Source organism: Peptoniphilus duerdenii ATCC BAA-1640 (assembly GCF_000146345.1).
Lineage (GTDB): Bacteria > Bacillota > Clostridia > Tissierellales > Peptoniphilaceae > Peptoniphilus_B > Peptoniphilus_B duerdenii.
Genome location: NZ_GL397071.1, coordinates 1,167,561 through 1,183,269, shown reverse-complemented (window position 1 = coordinate 1,183,269; position 15,709 = coordinate 1,167,561). Strand labels below are relative to the sequence as shown.

The 15,709-nt window shown below is 34.7% G+C and carries 14 protein-coding genes, 1 tRNA gene and 1 other annotated feature; of the genes, 3 read left to right on the top strand and 12 right to left on the bottom strand.

The genetic code is table 11. The features are described from left to right. Positions 1–156 precede the first annotated feature (156 nt). From HMPREF9225_RS05255 to HMPREF9225_RS05250, 3 genes are all read left to right on the top strand, one after another. The gene (locus tag HMPREF9225_RS05255; RefSeq protein WP_008901914.1) at positions 157–2,784 is read left to right on the top strand and encodes a transglycosylase domain-containing protein; all 2,628 of its coding nucleotides are present in this window, start codon (positions 157–159) and stop codon (positions 2,782–2,784) included. Beyond that, a complete protein-coding gene (locus HMPREF9225_RS10565) occupies positions 2,781–2,903 on the top strand; it encodes a hypothetical protein (RefSeq protein ID WP_008901913.1) in 123 nt (40 codons plus the stop codon). Before HMPREF9225_RS05255 ends, HMPREF9225_RS10565 begins: the two co-directional genes overlap by 4 nt. 80 nt (positions 2,904–2,983) lie before the next feature. Next, positions 2,984–3,070: transfer RNA gene (locus tag HMPREF9225_RS05250), tRNA-Leu, on the top strand. A 112-nt stretch (positions 3,071–3,182) separates the two neighbouring features. Here the strand turns inward: HMPREF9225_RS05250 and mnmH are convergent. From mnmH to purE, 12 genes are all read right to left on the bottom strand, one after another. Further along, on the bottom strand, positions 3,183–4,202 hold the full coding sequence (gene mnmH, locus HMPREF9225_RS05245; protein WP_008901912.1) for a tRNA 2-selenouridine(34) synthase MnmH: 1,020 nt from the start codon (positions 4,200–4,202) through the stop codon (positions 3,183–3,185). Between the two features lie 214 nt (positions 4,203–4,416). Continuing rightward, entirely contained in the window at positions 4,417–5,898 is a 1,482-nt protein-coding gene (locus tag HMPREF9225_RS05240; RefSeq protein ID WP_008901911.1) for a VanW family protein, read from the bottom strand. After that, entirely contained in the window at positions 5,880–6,512 is a 633-nt protein-coding gene (gene nth / locus HMPREF9225_RS05235) for an endonuclease III (RefSeq protein ID WP_008901910.1), read from the bottom strand. Before nth ends, HMPREF9225_RS05240 begins: the two co-directional genes overlap by 19 nt. A 90-nt stretch (positions 6,513–6,602) precedes the next feature. Then, the gene (locus HMPREF9225_RS05230; RefSeq protein WP_008901909.1) at positions 6,603–7,841 is read right to left on the bottom strand and encodes a M20 metallopeptidase family protein; all 1,239 of its coding nucleotides are present in this window, start codon (positions 7,839–7,841) and stop codon (positions 6,603–6,605) included. Positions 7,842–7,859: 18 nt separating this feature from the next. After that, positions 7,860–8,693: a MetQ/NlpA family ABC transporter substrate-binding protein gene (locus HMPREF9225_RS05225; protein ID WP_008901908.1), complete on the bottom strand. Its 834-nt coding sequence runs from the start codon at positions 8,691–8,693 to the stop codon at positions 7,860–7,862. 9 nt (positions 8,694–8,702) lie between these two features. Then, positions 8,703–9,371, bottom strand: a complete 669-nt coding sequence (locus tag HMPREF9225_RS05220; protein ID WP_008901907.1) for a methionine ABC transporter permease — start codon at positions 9,369–9,371, stop codon at positions 8,703–8,705. Further along, entirely contained in the window at positions 9,364–10,407 is a 1,044-nt protein-coding gene (locus HMPREF9225_RS05215) for a methionine ABC transporter ATP-binding protein (RefSeq protein WP_008901906.1), read from the bottom strand. Before HMPREF9225_RS05215 ends, HMPREF9225_RS05220 begins: the two co-directional genes overlap by 8 nt. 47 nt (positions 10,408–10,454) lie before the next feature. Beyond that, positions 10,455–10,689: a binding site (T-box leader), on the bottom strand. Between the two features lie 112 nt (positions 10,690–10,801). Continuing rightward, entirely contained in the window at positions 10,802–12,319 is a 1,518-nt protein-coding gene (purH, locus tag HMPREF9225_RS05210; protein WP_008901905.1) for a bifunctional phosphoribosylaminoimidazolecarboxamide formyltransferase/IMP cyclohydrolase, read from the bottom strand. Beyond that, on the bottom strand, positions 12,319–12,936 hold the full coding sequence (purN, locus tag HMPREF9225_RS05205) for a phosphoribosylglycinamide formyltransferase (RefSeq protein ID WP_008901904.1): 618 nt from the start codon (positions 12,934–12,936) through the stop codon (positions 12,319–12,321). The genes purH and purN overlap by 1 nt, the downstream gene beginning before the upstream one ends. Further along, positions 12,914–13,939 (bottom strand): phosphoribosylformylglycinamidine cyclo-ligase, encoded by a 1,026-nt coding sequence (gene purM / locus HMPREF9225_RS05200; protein WP_040551329.1) that lies wholly within the window; start codon positions 13,937–13,939, stop codon positions 12,914–12,916. Before purM ends, purN begins: the two co-directional genes overlap by 23 nt. Further along, complete coding sequence (locus tag HMPREF9225_RS05195; protein ID WP_008901902.1) at positions 13,929–15,221, bottom strand: amidophosphoribosyltransferase; 1,293 nt, start codon at positions 15,219–15,221, stop codon at positions 13,929–13,931. The genes purM and HMPREF9225_RS05195 overlap by 11 nt, the downstream gene beginning before the upstream one ends. Positions 15,222–15,224: 3 nt before the next feature. Then, positions 15,225–15,701 (bottom strand): 5-(carboxyamino)imidazole ribonucleotide mutase, encoded by a 477-nt coding sequence (purE, locus tag HMPREF9225_RS05190; RefSeq protein ID WP_008901901.1) that lies wholly within the window; start codon positions 15,699–15,701, stop codon positions 15,225–15,227. Positions 15,702–15,709 lie beyond the last annotated feature (8 nt).

Genomic DNA, 15,709 nt, shown 5'->3' with positions numbered 1-15,709 from the left:
CAATTTAAACTTAGATTTTAAATTTAATTTTAAAGATTTAAATAAAAAAGAAAAATAAAAGTAATAATTCTATCTATACTTATACTACTTATAACTATAGGTACTATTTTTGCTACTGTTTTTTATTCAATTATAAAGAAATCCCCTCCTACCAATTTGAAAAATCTGTCTTCGAGTTTCGAACAGACCTCATATATCTATGATGAAAAGGGCGAACTCCTAGAAAAGATTGATGCGAGACAGTATAGAACCATTCTATCCATAGATGAAATTCCAAAAGTGCTGCAAGATGCATTTGTATCCATAGAAGACCAAAGGTTTTATACTCACCACGGCATAGATTTAAAATCTATTGCAGGGGCGACATTAACAAATATAAAGAGTAGAAATCTAGTGCGTGGTGGTTCAACCATCACCCAACAACTGGTTAAGAATGTTTACTTAACAAACGAAAAGACTCTCACTAGAAAGATAAGAGAAGCATATCTTGCACTTCGAGTTGAATCTGTTTTATCTAAACCAGAAATTTTGGAAGGGTATTTAAATAGAATCGACCTTGGACAAGGAGCATTCGGAGTTGAAGCTGCCTCCCAATCATATTTTTCTAAACATGCAAAAGATATAAACCTTGCTCAAGCTGCCCTCTTGGCAGGAATTGCAAAATCACCTGTTGAATATCCTCCAGTTAAGAGGCTCACTGTAGATAATTTTGACAAGGATAAGAATAAATTAGTGGGAACTACTGTAATAGACGGAATAGAATACAACATAGTTCTAAATGACAAAGCTTTTGAAAGACAGAAAATAGTTCTTAAAAAAATGTTGGACCTTGGAAAGATAACTGAAGCAGAATATAAAGAGGCGTTAGATTTCGATATAGTTGGCTCGATCAAGCCAGGTATTAAAAAATACCACCAAATGAGCAGTTATTCCACCGACTTTATAAAGGCTCAGGCGACGAGAGAGCTTATGAAACTCTACAATGTCTCTGCAGATGAAGCTGAATACAAACTGCTTACCAATGGTTACCACATCATAAGTTCCATTGACAAGTTAAAACAAAATCAGCTAGAAAATGTATACGAAAATCTAAAGACATATATAGAAAGTGGCGGAGAAAGCATTGGACTTTCCATAAATATAGACGCAAACGAAAATATCATCGACTCTGCAGGAAATTTAGTGTATCTAAATCACGACAAGTATTTCGATGAAAATTTCAATCTAAAATTATCTAAGGAAGACTATTCTATTTCAAAGTCCAATGACCTTTCAATAAACAAGAATTTTTTAAGAGTAGATAAGAAAATCGACATAGTAGACACCTATAAATTCAGCGACAAATCCCTTGTAACATATAGTATTCAAGAGATAAAGGTGCCGGAGAATTCATTTAAAAATCAAAAGGATTATATCGTTATAGATCACGCATTTTTAAAAGACAATCCGACATTTTACAAAATTGTAGATGACAATCTAATAATTTCAAATGAATTTATAAATGCAGATAGAAACCCTATAACTCAACCGGAATCTGCATCTCTTATAACCGATGTGCAAACCGGATATATTAGAGCAATCGTAGGCGGGCTTGATACAAAATCTAAAAATCAAAAAATATTTAATAGAGCTTATGACAGCACAAGAAATCCTGGAAGTCTTTTGAAACCATTCTCTGTGTACTTAGCATCTCTACTTAAAGGAGATAGACTTTCAGACGTGGTAGACGATGTGCCGATGTTTGTAGATGGCAATATGTGGCCATCCAATGAATATCCCGGATACAAGGGACTTCTCACAAGAAGGCTTGCACTAGAAAATAATTCCAACGTGGCAGCAGTTAAAATACTTAAAGAAGTTGGATTTAAAAAATCTGTAGAAACTCTAAAACTAATCGGACTTATAAATGAAAATGATAGGTTCATAACCTCGACAGAAGATCCAAACAAAAATGACGAAACACTAGACGGACTAGGACTCGGCAACTTGCACTACGGCTTCTCACCTTTTGATATGACTAATGCGTACTTAACCGTAGCAAGGCTCGGTGACTACAAGAAACCTACATCAATAATTAAAATCATAGATAGTAATGGTGAATCCTTAATCGACAATTCAAACCCAAAAGGTAAGAGAATTTACAAAGAAACCATTGGTCATCTGCTTAGAGATGCACTAAGGACAAATGTCACCCGTGGTGAACTAAAACCTATGGCTAGAAAGTATGACCAAGGAGCGATGATGGGTATCAATAAAGATAGAAGCGATATGTGGCTAAGTGGATTTACAAACGACTACGTAATCACTACATGGTTTGGAGCCGACTCACCAAAAATAGAAGTAAATGTAGACAAAGATTATCTTATAAATTTCTACAAAGAAATAGAAAAGATTGCTCAAGATGGAGAATTGCCAGACAAATTCAAAACACCTGATGGAATAGTTAAGAAATTTATCTGTGAAAAATCTGGAAAGCTCGGTACAAAACTCTGTGAAGAAGCACAGGATGGATACTTAGAAAGTTTTGAAGCGACAAATGTGCCTACAGAATACTGCGATGGACATGTAAAACTTCTAATCTGCAACTCTTCAGGCAGACTCGCAGGAGAATACTGTCCAAAAGAAGATGTAGAACTAAAGATACTGTTCAAAAGAAATCCACCATACAATTCAAAAGATCACGGAGGCATATACCCGGATGACTATCAATATGTGCCATCCCTTTACTGCAACGTTCATGACGAAGATTGGTACATGCACCACAAGAAAAGAGGTAGAAGATGAGAAAATTAAAAATGATATTCTTAGCATATAAAGCTCTAAAACATTTTAGAAAAGTTCCAATGAAAAATGTAAAGAATATCTTTTTCGCAGCAAGAAGAATAAAAAAGAGAAAAAATTAATTATAGATCTCCCCTGGTGGGAGATTTTTTATTTTAGTTGAAAAAATAATTCAAAAGTGGTAAACTAAATAAGATGTTTTGCGGAAGTGCTGGAATTGGCAGACAGGCATGTTTGAGGGGCATGTGCGACTATTCGCGTAGGGGTTCAAGTCCCCTTTTCCGCACCAATTAATACCGATACGATTGTATCGGTTTTTTATTTTTTTGTTTTAAATTTATTTCATAATAAAACTTATCACCAAAATTTTATTCGAAAAAAAAGCACCTTTTCTGATGCTTTTATTTTAAGGTATTAAGTATTGTGTCACAGGATTTTTTAATATCTTCATTTAAAATTTTATAAAAAATTTTGTCCTTATTTATAGAGTAATTGGCGTCATAGTATTTTATCATCAAGTCTTTAATTATAAGATCGAAGTTTTCTTCATCCACCAACTTCAAATAATTTTCGTATCTCTTTACACTTATATATCTCTTTAAATTTTCAAGTGCTGAGATAATCTCTTCTTTTTTCTCCAAGCCATAGTCATTTAAATAGTCGGACTTAATTCGCTCTGTTCTTCTTTCAATTGTGTCCTCAATTAAAAAAACTTTATCCGTCTTAGCCATAGCCTTTATAAGTTCCGAAGGAAGATTTATGCTTCCTATGCGTGGTGACTCTCCTTCTACAAAGACCGGACCTGGTTTAAAACTTTTAAAGCTTTCCATAAGCTCCGACTCAAAGGTCTTTTGAGAAGGCTGAAATCCCATGCCTACTCCTCCAAAAAGGGAGCCTCTGTGTCTTGCAAGGCCTTCAAGATCAAGGACATTCTCTCCCCTTTTCCTTAGCTCTTTTAAAATTTCCGTCTTGCCACAGCCAGTGTAGCCTTTAAGGACCACATACTTGTAATCTTTAAAGGTTTCCATAAAGTTAAGGACATATTTTCTATATGACTTGTATCCGTAATTTAGCTTGTAGACATTGTGTCCCAAGGTCTTTAAGAGATTAAAAAGTGCAGTAGAGCGAAAGCCTCCCCTAGAACAAAATAGGACAACTTCATGATCTTCTTCCATTTGGGAAATGCGCTTATAGTAATCCGTAAGCTTGGGTGCAAAAAACTCCACACCTTTTTCCTTTGCTCCCTTTACATCTCCTGATGCATAGAGAGTACCCACAATTTTTCTCTCCTCATTTGAAAGTATGGGCATGGATATTGCCCCTAAAATTGTCCCGTCTTCAAACTCTCCTTCACTTCGCAAATCAATAAAAATAGGATTTTTAAATTTTAAAATTTCTTCATAATCTGTCGCTTTAAACATAAATTTATTATAGTTGTTTTAAAAAATTTTTTAAAGTATTTTATTAAATGTAGAGGTGAAATTATGAAACTTAAAGTATGCGGAGGTTGTAATGCAAAATTTCAGTCTCCTCTTTAAAAGCACCTTTAGACATATTGGAAGTATTTAAGAGAAAGGAAATCCTGGAAGGCTTTACAATAAAAAAGCACCTTATCGGTGCTTTAGCGTAAAATCTTTATCTTTTTTCTTTCTTTGATTTTTTACTCTTAGTTTCTTTTTTATTTTCTTTTTTACTTCCCTTTTTGTTATCTTTTTTGCTTTCCTTTTTGTTATCTTTTTTGCTTTCCTTTTTCTTTGACTTTTCTTCAGAATCTTTTGATTTTGCTTTTCCCTGTCCTATTACTACTACCCTATTTTTTGGTATGTAGTGTGAGCTTAGATATTTTTCTACTTTTACTACTTCTCCATTCTTTTTATATTCTTTGAATGATGAGTAATCGTAGCCTTTGTTGCCTTGGGATTCAACTTGTACTTCTCCTTCTGGAATTTGATCTGAGTACTTAGTTATGGTTTCTGGTGTTTTTTCACTTACAAATTTAGTAATTAGGTCTATGTCGAATTCTTTGTCGCTACTGTTTCCATAAATTATAAATTCTATTTTGTCATCTACGATTTTTGAGTCTATATATATTTTATGTTTTAAGTTATTTTTGAATTTTAAATCTTTATATCCTGGTGCCACTGCTGCGTCTGCTCCTCTTTCCACATATCCTATTGGACGGGAGTGGTTGGATCTTTCTAATATTTCTATGTCAGACCTTACGAGGGCGTTGTAGAGGGTTGTTGATACTTGGCAGATTCCTCCGCCCCAACCTCTGTCGAACTCTCCATTTACTATGACTCCTGCAGCTTTAAATCCACCTGCTTCATTCATCTCTCCGATGGTGTCATTGAACGATATTTCTTGTTCAGGCGCTACAAATATATTGGATATTTTACTTGCTCCTAGTTCTATATTGAACTTTCTATTGTCTTCTGATCTGTGAAAATCCGTTATAAAACTTCCTAACACTGCGTCGATTCCATCGAAGAATTCGGATTTTACTTCGGGTAGTATAGGCAAAGCTTTTATTTCAACTGTGTCAACCTTGCCTATGGAATTTTTAATCTCTTCTTTTAGATTTGATGCGTCCAGATATCTTCCTACTACTTCTTTTGATTTTACAAATTTTCCATCTATATTTTCTACTTTTGCATTTTCTGATTTTATATAGACTTTATCTACTAAGTAATTTATGGATTCTTGTACTTTTTCATCAGATATTATAGTTTTAGATTCTATATTTTTATTCGCTATTGGAAGTGAGATTATCCTGAAGAAGTTTGCGATTTTATTTTCGCTTCTTCCTACATAGAACGCTTCTTTTATTGCGTCTTTTATTTCTTTGTCAAATCCAAGTTCTCCAAGCGTTCTTGAGTAAGTCAAATCTCCTAATTTAAATTCAATCTTTTTTGATTTTTTCTCATTGGTCTTTTCAGTTACTAGTTTCTCAGCTTCCTCACAGGTAAGTCCAGATACATTTATGGAGTCTACTTTTACTCCACTATATATTTTTCCGGAGTCTTTAACTGAATAGTAGTAACTAAATATTAATATGGAAAGGATTAGTACAGTTATAGTTATATATACCGCTTTTTTTACTTTATCCAGTTGCAATACTCTCTCACCTCACAAAGTCCACAATCTGGATTCCTAGCCATGCATCTTCTTCTCCCATGGAAAATTATTAGATGATGAGCCTTTGTCCACATATTTTTATCTATTCTCTTCATAAGTGCTTCTTCTGTCTTCTCTGGAGTTTTTTCATTTACGATTCCAATTCTATTTGTAACCCTAAACACATGGGTGTCAACCGCTATTGCAGGTATGCCAAAACAGTTTGACGCAACTACATTTGCTGTCTTCTTCCCTACTCCTGGAAGTTTCACAAGTTCTTCTATGGTATTTGGAACTTCGCCACCGTATTCATCTATGATCATCTTCGATGCCCCATAGATGGATCTGGCTTTATTTCTGTAGAAGCCGCAAGTTTTTACCAGTGGTTCTATCGAAGTTGCTCCAAGTTCTTCGAATTGCTGTGGGGTATTGTACTTTTTAAATAATTCTTTAGTCACCATATTTACTCTCACATCCGTGCATTGGGCAGAGAGAATGGTTGCTACCAAAAGTTCAAATGGAGTCGAATAGTTTAATTCGCACTTTGCATCTGGATATGTTTTATTTAGTATTTCTATTACTTCAGCTGTTTTTTTCTTACTTAAAATTCTCATAATACCTCCATAATTATTGTAACATATTATAATTTTTTAAAATTATGAATTTTCCATTTTGTAACAATAATTATTGGAGGTTTTTAAATTTTACCAAATTCCTGCTAAAGATTTATTTTTATTTTTTGATTTTTTATTTGTGCCAAATTTTTCTAGATCAATTTTATTTTCTTTTAATGAATATTTTTCTAAAATATTTTTAAATAATTCCACCCCATAGAGGATTCCTTCTTCATCTAGATCAAAGTTTTCATGGTGGTGAGGATAGGAGGTAGCGTCACAACTTGATGTGCCCACATTTATAAATGTTCCCTTAACTAAGTTTGTAAATTCTGAGAAATCCTCTGCTCCTAGAGATGGTTTGCCAGCTGTGATTACATTTTCTGTGCCGAGTATCTTCTTTGCGATTTTTTGTACTTCTTCTGTGAGTTTTTCATCATTTTTAAGTATGGATGCTGCGTTGTAGTTTTCAAACTCTGCTTCACAGTCATGGACTTCTGCAATATTTTTGGAAATAAGTTCAATCTTCTTTAAGATTTTTTCTCTTATATTTTGGTCAAGTGTCCTTAGAGTTCCTTCTATATAACCATCATTTGCGATGATGTTATAAGCTGTGCCTGCGTTTAATTTACCTAATGTAAGCACGACGCTATCTAGTGGACTTACCCTTCTTGAAACTATATTTTGTAGTTCAACGGCTATAGATGCTGCTGCAAGAAGAGCATCCTTTCCAAGGTCTGGTCTAGATCCATGAGCACTTTCTCCTTTGACATGGATTTTAAATATATCGCAGGAGGCATTTATCGCTCCTGGAACTACGGCAACTTTACCAACAGGTAGGGAACTTGCAACATGGATTCCGAATGCATAGTCCACATCTTTTAGATGTCCAGCTTTTACAAATTCTTTTGCTCCTCTACCTATCTCTTCTGCTGCTTGGAAACAGAGCTTAACTGTTCCTTTTATTTCATCTTTTCTCTTTGCAATAATCTTAGCAGTTGCAAGAAGTCCCGCCACATGGGCGTCATGTCCACATCCGTGGGACACACCTTCGTTTATAGATCTATAATCCTTTTCAATTTTATCTTGAAGTGGAAGGGCATCCATATCTGCTCTTAAGAATACTGTTGGACCTTCATGCTTTCCTTTTATGGTTGCCAATATTCCAGTCTCTCCTACATTTACATATTCGATGTCAAGTTTGTCTAGTTCACCTTTTATAAATGCAGATGTCTTATATTCTTTTAGTGATACTTCCGGATTTTTGTGAAGATATCTTCTAGTTTCTACTACATAGTCTTTTAAATCTAAAACTTCTTTTGAAATCATCTTTTTTCCTCCAGTTTATTATTTCCAAGCTGCTATTGAAGATCCTTTACTTTCTTTTTTGATTACTTCTTCAGTGTCGTCAGATTGGTATGCTGCTACAATTTTCTTAAATATTTCGTTGTCCTTATCTTCTGGTCTTGCTGCTATGATATTTATATATGGTATTGAATTTTCATCTACAGGTTCTAGGAATATTGAATCCTTTGATGGAGTATATCCTGCGTCAGTTGCAACTCCATTATTTATACAAGATGCTGCTACGTCATCTAATGCTCTTGCTGTTTGTGATGCGTCCATTGGTATTATTTCTAGATTCTTTGAATTTTCTATAATGTTTTTTGGTGTTACTGGATCTCCAGGTTTACCGTCAACTTTTATAAGTCCTGCAGTTTGAAGTAAGAATATTGCTCTTGCTTGGTTGGAAACGTCATCTGGGATTGCAATCTTGTCTCCTTCTTTTAGTTCACTTACGTCTTTTATTTTATTTGAATAGATTCCAAGTGGTGCAAGCTGTGTTTTTCCTATTGAAACTATGTTTGATTTCTTATCTTCGTTGAAGTGATCTAGGAAGTTTTGATGTTGGAATGAGTTTAGGTCGATATCTCCTGCTAGAAGTGCTACGTTTGGTTGATTGTAGTCTGTGAATTCTACTAGTTCAGCCTTTATTCCTTCTTTTTCAAGTTTTTTAATTACGAAATTCCAAGTGTCTGATTTAGTTCCTACTACTCCTATCTTAACTGGACGATCTATTCCTACTTTTTCATCTACTTTCTTTGCGGTGTCCTTTGAACCACATGCTGTTAATACTACTGCTAATGCTGCTACTGCTAAAAATTTAATTGTTTTTTTCATTTTAATACCTCATCTTTCTAATTTTTTGATTGCTAAATTTGATATTCCTTGTACAAAATACACAAGTATTAGTATAAGAACCATCGATACTATTACTACGTCATCTTGAAATCTATTGTAACCGGTTGCTATTGCAAGCTTACCTAAGTCTTGCGCTCCAATAGCTCCTGCCATTGCACTTAATCCGATTAAAGATATCATGGTAAGAGCAGAAACTCTTACTAAATTTTGAAGTCCTTCTCTTAAATAGACTCTGGTGATCACATTAAAAGGACTATCTCCCATTGAAACTGCCGCTTCTATAAGACCTTTGTCTATAGAAGATAGAGCTGATTCAACTTGTTTTGCATAGAATGGAAATGCTCCAAAGAAAAGTGGAACTATCGCTGCTGTCGCTCCGATCCTCGTGCCGACAATGGCACTTGTAAGTGGAGCAACCACTGCCAAAATAATTATAAATGGCACCGCACGAAGTAGGTTTATAAATTTATCTAGGATTGAATTTAAAACCTTGTTTTCAAGTATTCCGCCTTCCTTCGTAGTTACAAGCACTATTCCAAGTGCTAGTCCTACTATACCTGCAAATATCGAAGTAAAAAATACCATATAAATTGTTTCTAATGTTGCAGGTAAAAAATCACCTTTAATCGCTATCGCATTCTTAAAAAATTCACTCATTTTCTTCCTCCAGTTTAAGTTCAGTTACCCTAATATTTTTTTCCCTCATGTATTCGAAGGACTTTAAAATATTTTTACAATCTCCCTTTAATATCACTATCAAAACTCCAAGTGGTGTATCCTGTATAAATTCTACATTTCCCCAAAGGATCGAAGTGACCACGTCAAACTTTTTGTAAAGCTCAAGGATTATAGGTTCCAGTGTGGAATCTCCTGTATAATCTAGTCTTACTAGTTTGGATTTGTCCGTCACTACAACGTCCTTGTTGTTCTTTAGAGTTTCTAATACTTCTTCTGATTGGATTGTGCTTTCAATAAATTCTCTCGTAAGTCTGTGTTCTGGGTTTGAAAAGATTTCTAACACGCTCTTGCTCTCTACAATATTTCCATCTTCCATCACCGCACACTTGGTACAAATGGATTTAACCACTTGCATTTCGTGGGTTATGATTACGATGGTCAGCCCAAGTTCTTCGTTAAGTCTCTTTAAAAGTTTTAAAATTTGAGAAGTGTTTTGTGGATCTAGAGCTGAAGTAGATTCATCACAAAGAAGTATGTCAGGGTCATTTGCAAGGGCTCTTGCTATTGCCACCCTCTGTCTTTGACCACCTGAGAGTTTGCTAGGGTACTCATCCCTCTTTTCATAGATGTCAACTAATTTCAAAAGCGATTCTACTTTTTTAATTCTCTCACTCTCTTTTAATTTCGAATGTTTTAAAGGATAGTATACATTTTCAAATATTGTTCTTGTTGAGAACAGATTAAAATGTTGAAAAATCATTCCTATCTTCATTCTCTTTTTTCTAAGTTCTTTTTCTGATAATTTTGTTATATCCTCTCCCTTTATATATATTTCTCCAGAATCTGGTCTGGTAAGAAGATTTATACATCTTACCAAGGTTGATTTTCCAGCTCCAGAGTAACCAACAATTCCAAATATCTCTTTTTCTTTTATATCAAGAGATACATTTCTAAGTGCGTGTACCACTTTGTTTTTATTTTCAAATGCTACACTTACATTTTTAATTTCTATCATTTTGCCTCCTGTAAAATAAAAAAAACGCCCTTTCCATCCGTTAGGATAAAAAGGGCGAAATAATCCGCGTTACCACCTTAATTGCATTACAATAATAAATAATAATGCCACTTCATGTACCATCATACACTAACTCTGTAACGGGAGTTCCCGTGTGATTCTAAATATCGAACCACCCCATCAAGGATCATGTTCAAAAGATCTCATCTCGCCACTCTCACCAAAATGTAGCTTCTCTGTAAAGACTAAAATTCTTTTTACTCTTCCTGTCTTGTAGTTTTTAAGTTTGTTTTTTAAGTTTGTTTTTTAAGTTCGTTTTTTGAACTTGTTTTTTATTGTACGGGCTATTTAAAATTTTGTCAACACTATTTTTAAAATTTTTTTAAATTTATTTTTAGTGTCTAAAATGTCTGATATGAGTAAAGACTACTGACATATCATGAGCATCTGCAAATTCAATGACTTCAGGGTCTTTTACAGATCCACCTGGCTCTATTATAGCCTTGATGCCGTATTTATTTAAAAGTTCCATGGTATCTTTAAAGAAGAATCCATCTGATGCAAACACTGCTCCTTCGATCTTATCTCCTGCTCTTTCAAGAGCTTCTTCAACTGCCCAAGATCTCTTGGTTTGACCTTGACCAATTCCAAGTGTTCCACCATTTTTAGCTACAACAACAGAGTTTGATGCACTTGCTTTAACAGCAGTCCAAGCAAATCTAAGTTCCTTCATTTCTTCTTCTGTAGGTTTTCTCTTAGTCACTACTTCAAGTTTATCTTCATCTAAATCAACATTATCATACTCTTGAACGATAAGTCCATTTAAAACTTCTTTAACAGACATCTTTATTTCAAAATCGTTGATTCTTGGCATTTCGATAAGTCTGATATTTTTCTTCTTAGCCAAAAGTTCGTAGGCATCTTTTGCAAATGATGGTGCCACTACGATTTCTAGGAAGATTTTTGAAAGCATCTCTGCAGTTTCTAGATCTACTTCTCTATTTAGAGCGATGATTCCCCCGAATATACTTTCGTCGTCACATTCGTATGCTTTTCTAAACGCTTCTGCCAAAGTAGAACCGGTGCCCATTCCACATGGGTTGGTGTGCTTAACTGCAATTGCAGTTGGAATATCTCCGAAGTTTTTAAGAGCTTTTATTGCTCCGTACATATCGTTTAGATTGTTGTAGGAAATTTGTTTTCCATGGAGAACTTTATATTCAACTTTGTCTATATTTTCTTCTTCATAGAAAGCTGCCTTTTGATGTGGATTTTCTCCATATCTTAGGACTTCTTTCAAAACATACCTAGGTTCAAGTATCTTTTCAAATTCTTCTTTTTCGCCGAATGAATTGAAGTATCCAGCGATTAGACTGTCGTATCTTGCAGTTAGATTAAAAGCTTCCTTTGCAAGGGAGAATCTAAATTCTTCGTCGCAGTTATTTTCTTTTAATCTCTTAAGTACTTCGTCATATTGATTTCTATTAGTTACGATTAGTACGTCTTTGTAGTTTTTTGCAGCGGATCTAATCATAGATGGTCCACCGATATCTATATTTTCAATCATTTCATCGTGAGAAGCGCCTCTCTTTAGGCATTCTTCAAATGGATATAGTGAGTTTACAACTATATCTATGGATGTAATGTTATGTTCATTTACAGTCTTTACGTGTTCTTCATTATCTCTCTTATAGAGGATTGCTCCATGGATAAGAGGGTTTAGCGTCTTAACTCTTCCGTTTAAAATTTCTGGAAATTTTGTAACTTCATCAATTTCTATTACTTTTAAACCGCTATCCTTTAATTTTTTGTATGTTCCACCTGTACTTACTATTTCGTAGCCAAGTTTTTCAAGCTCGGTTGCAAATTCTACGATTCCTTCTTTGTCATATACTGAAATTAGTGCACGCATCAATTATTACTCCTTATTTTTACTCTATTTCCTACTACTTCTAGCTTTCCGTGGGCGAATAATTTTATGGATTCTGGTAGAATTTTATGTTCTTCCTTTAAAATTTCTTGTTGTAATCTATCCGCATCATAGGAAAAATCTACATCCACTACCTTTTGCAAGATAATTGGACCTGCATCCGCCATTTTATTTACAAAATGGGTGGTGCAACCACTTACCTTTACGCCTCTTTCTATGGCAGCTTCATGGACTTTTATTCCATAGTAGCCCATTCCACAAAAAGATGGTATTAGCGATGGATGTATATTTATAATTCTATTTGGAAATTCGTCTATTATGCTTTCTGGAATTATCTTTAAATATCCAGCCAAGACTACTAAATCTACTTCGTATTCTTTTAATTTTTTAAGTACTTCTTCATTGTCTTTAATGCAGAAGTGGTCTATGTTTTCTAACTCTGCCCGTTTTAGTCCATATGCCTTTTCTCTATTTGAGATTACAAGTACAACTTCAGCTCCGAAATCTCTATCATTTTTCGAAGCATCTATTATTGCTTGAAGATTTGAGCCTGAACCAGAAACTAGGACAGCTACTTTAATATTTGAGTTCAATTTCATCGCCATCTACAACTTTTCCGATTTCGTAGATAGAGTCGTAATCTTTGAAATGTTGAAGCACCTTTTCTCTATCAGATTCTTTAACTACAAATACCATTCCAAGACCCATATTAAATGTGCTATACATTTCTCTTAGTTCAAGATTTCCCCATTTCTTTAAAAGTTCAAAGATATATGGAATCTTTACATTTGTTACATCTATACTTGCTGTCAGTCCCTTTGGCATCATTCTAGGTATATTTTCATAGTATCCGCCGCCAGTTATATGACAAGCGCCTTTGACATCAACTTTTGCCATTAGGTCTAACATTTCTCTTACATAGATTCTAGTAGGTGTTAGAAGTGTCTCCCCAAGAGATTTTTCTAAACCTTCTACCTTATCTGTTAATTCATGTCCTGATCTTTCAGAGACTATCTTTCTAACTAATGAATATCCATTTGAATGTATTCCAGAAGATGAAAGACCAAATATTATATCTCCCTTTTCGATTGTAGAACCATCGATGATTTTATCTTTATCCACGATTCCAACAGCAAATCCAGCTAAATCATAGTCCTCTCCATGATAAACTCCTGGCATCTCTGCAGTTTCACCACCGATTAGTGCCATATTTGAAATCTTACAACCTTCTGTCACACCTTTTACAATTTCTGCCATTCTATGAGGTTCAAGCTTTGCAGTTCCAATATAATCCAAGAAAAATAATGGTTTTGCACCTTGGCAAAGTATATCATTCACACACATAGCAACACAGTCTATCCCAACTGTGTCATTAATATCCATGCTTTGAGCAATGATAACCTTGGTACCTACCCCATCTGTTCCAGAAACTAGTACCGGATTTTTATAGTCCATACTTTCTAGACTGAATAGCCCAGAAAATCCACCTATTGATGATAGAACTTCCTTCCCATGGGTCGCTTCTACCATACCTTTTATAAGTTTTACTTCCTTTGCTCCAGCTTCAACATCTACGCCAGAATCTTTGTAATTAATTGACATCTTCATCTCCTTCTTCAAATGGATCATATCCACCAAAACATCTTTCATAGAACTTACCATTGCCACAGGCTTTATTTAGTCCGTCTAGACTTAAGTATGCAAGGGAATCTGCTCCTATATATTCGCGTATATCTTCTACAGTTTTTCCGTTTGCTATCAATTTTTCTGGGCTTGGCACATCGAATGTAAGAGATTCTGATCTAATAACTGGTGGACTTGCAATCCTAACATGAATTTCTTTTGCTCCAGAATCTTTTAGTATTTCGATGACGTGTTTTATAGTGTTACCTCTTACTATTGAGTCATCAACAAGGACAACTCTCTTACCATCAATAAGTGATCTAATAGGCGATAATTTCATCTTCACGCCTTTTTTTCTCATTTCATCTGATGGAAGTATAAATGTCCTTCCAATATATCTATTTCTAACTATTGCCTTTTCGTAACTTATTCCTGAAGCTCTCGCAAATCCAAGTGCTGAAATCATACCAGAGTCTGGTGATCCCACTACAATATCAGCTTCTACTGGAGCTTCTTCAAAGAGTTCCATGCCCATTTTTATTCTTGATCTATATACACTCGTTCCATTTATAAATGAATCTGGTCTTGCTGTGTACACGAAGTCAAAGACGCATGGAGTTGCTGTGAAGTTTCCCGCTCTTAGTGATTTCACTTCGTCCTTTGTAACTACTACTATTTCTCCAGGTTGAAGATCTCTTACTACTTCTGCATCTGAACCTGTGATTCCGCAGGTTTCTGTTGAGAATATTATTTCTGAATCAACCTTACCCATTGAAAGTGGTTTTATTCCATGGGGATCTCTTATTGCAATCATCATATCTTTTTTTGCAAAGATAATTGAATATGCTCCCTTAAGGTTTAGAATATATTCTGGAATTTTTTCGATTGGTCCGTTTAAAACTCCAGCTATCTCTTCTACATCTCTATCGTCTAAGAATTTACCGTCTACTGCGATTATTACTTGGTCCTTGCCATCTGGATAGTATTGCCAAGGCATAGGTAGGGTAGTTATATCATCGTCAGAGTATTCGTATTTAACGTGACCAATTCCTGCGTATCCTCCGATGCTATTCTTATTGTCGTGTTTTATATTGTCAGATACTAATCCTCTTCCCTTAATCTCAGATATCTTTTCATTTTCGATTAGACAGATGCCCATAGCCTCTTGCCCTCTGTGTTGAAGGGCATAGAGACCGGCATAAATTCTTAAAAATACATTTTTATTTTTTCTTTGAGAAAAAACTCCAAATATTGCGCTCAAATTTTAATCCTCGTAAACATATTCAGTTTCTTTAATCTTTTTTTCCATATCTAGTTTCATTTGTTTAAGTTTGTTTCTTAAATTTTCATCTGAAACTGCTAGGATTTCTGCAGCTAGTATAGCAGCATTTTCTCCGCCATTTATAGCAACTGTTGCTACTGGTACTCCACTAGGCATTTCTACTGTGGATAGTAGTGCTTCAAGTCCACCTAAAGTAGAACTTTTAACTGGGATTCCAATTACAGGTCTTGTGGTCATGGCAGCAATAACTCCGCTTAGATGAGCAGCTTTTCCTGCGATTCCTATGAATACCTTTGATTCTTCTTCTGCAGATTTTACATATTCTTCAAGAAGCTTAGTAGCTCTGTGAGCAGAGATTACTTTAACTTCTGTTTCTATATCAAATGATTTTAATTTCTTAACTACTTTGTCAGCTATTTCTTTGTCAGAAATAGAACCCATAATAACTGAAACTCTCATTCTTTCTC

Bases quoted from the DNA above. Each gene is read 5' to 3' on its own strand.
- HMPREF9225_RS05220 (WP_008901907.1), bottom strand. From the start codon at position 9,371: ATGAGTGAATTTTTTAAGAATGCGATAGCGATTAAAGGTGATTTTTTA.
- mnmH (WP_008901912.1), bottom strand. From the start codon at position 4,202: ATGTTTAAAGCGACAGATTATGAAGAAATTTTAAAATTTAAAAATCCT.
- HMPREF9225_RS10565 (WP_008901913.1), top strand. From the start codon at position 2,781: ATGAGAAAATTAAAAATGATATTCTTAGCATATAAAGCTCTAAAACAT.
- HMPREF9225_RS05230 (WP_008901909.1), bottom strand. From the start codon at position 7,841: ATGATTTCAAAAGAAGTTTTAGATTTAAAAGACTATGTAGTAGAAACT.
- nth (WP_008901910.1), bottom strand. From the start codon at position 6,512: ATGAGAATTTTAAGTAAGAAAAAAACAGCTGAAGTAATAGAAATACTA.
- HMPREF9225_RS05225 (WP_008901908.1), bottom strand. From the start codon at position 8,693: ATGAAAAAAACAATTAAATTTTTAGCAGTAGCAGCATTAGCAGTAGTA.
- purM (WP_040551329.1), bottom strand. From the start codon at position 13,939: ATGTCAATTAATTACAAAGATTCTGGCGTAGATGTTGAAGCTGGAGCA.
- HMPREF9225_RS05215 (WP_008901906.1), bottom strand. From the start codon at position 10,407: ATGATAGAAATTAAAAATGTAAGTGTAGCATTTGAAAATAAAAACAAA.
- purE (WP_008901901.1), bottom strand. From the start codon at position 15,701: ATGAGAGTTTCAGTTATTATGGGTTCTATTTCTGACAAAGAAATAGCT.
- purN (WP_008901904.1), bottom strand. From the start codon at position 12,936: ATGAAATTGAACTCAAATATTAAAGTAGCTGTCCTAGTTTCTGGTTCA.
- purH (WP_008901905.1), bottom strand. From the start codon at position 12,319: ATGCGTGCACTAATTTCAGTATATGACAAAGAAGGAATCGTAGAATTT.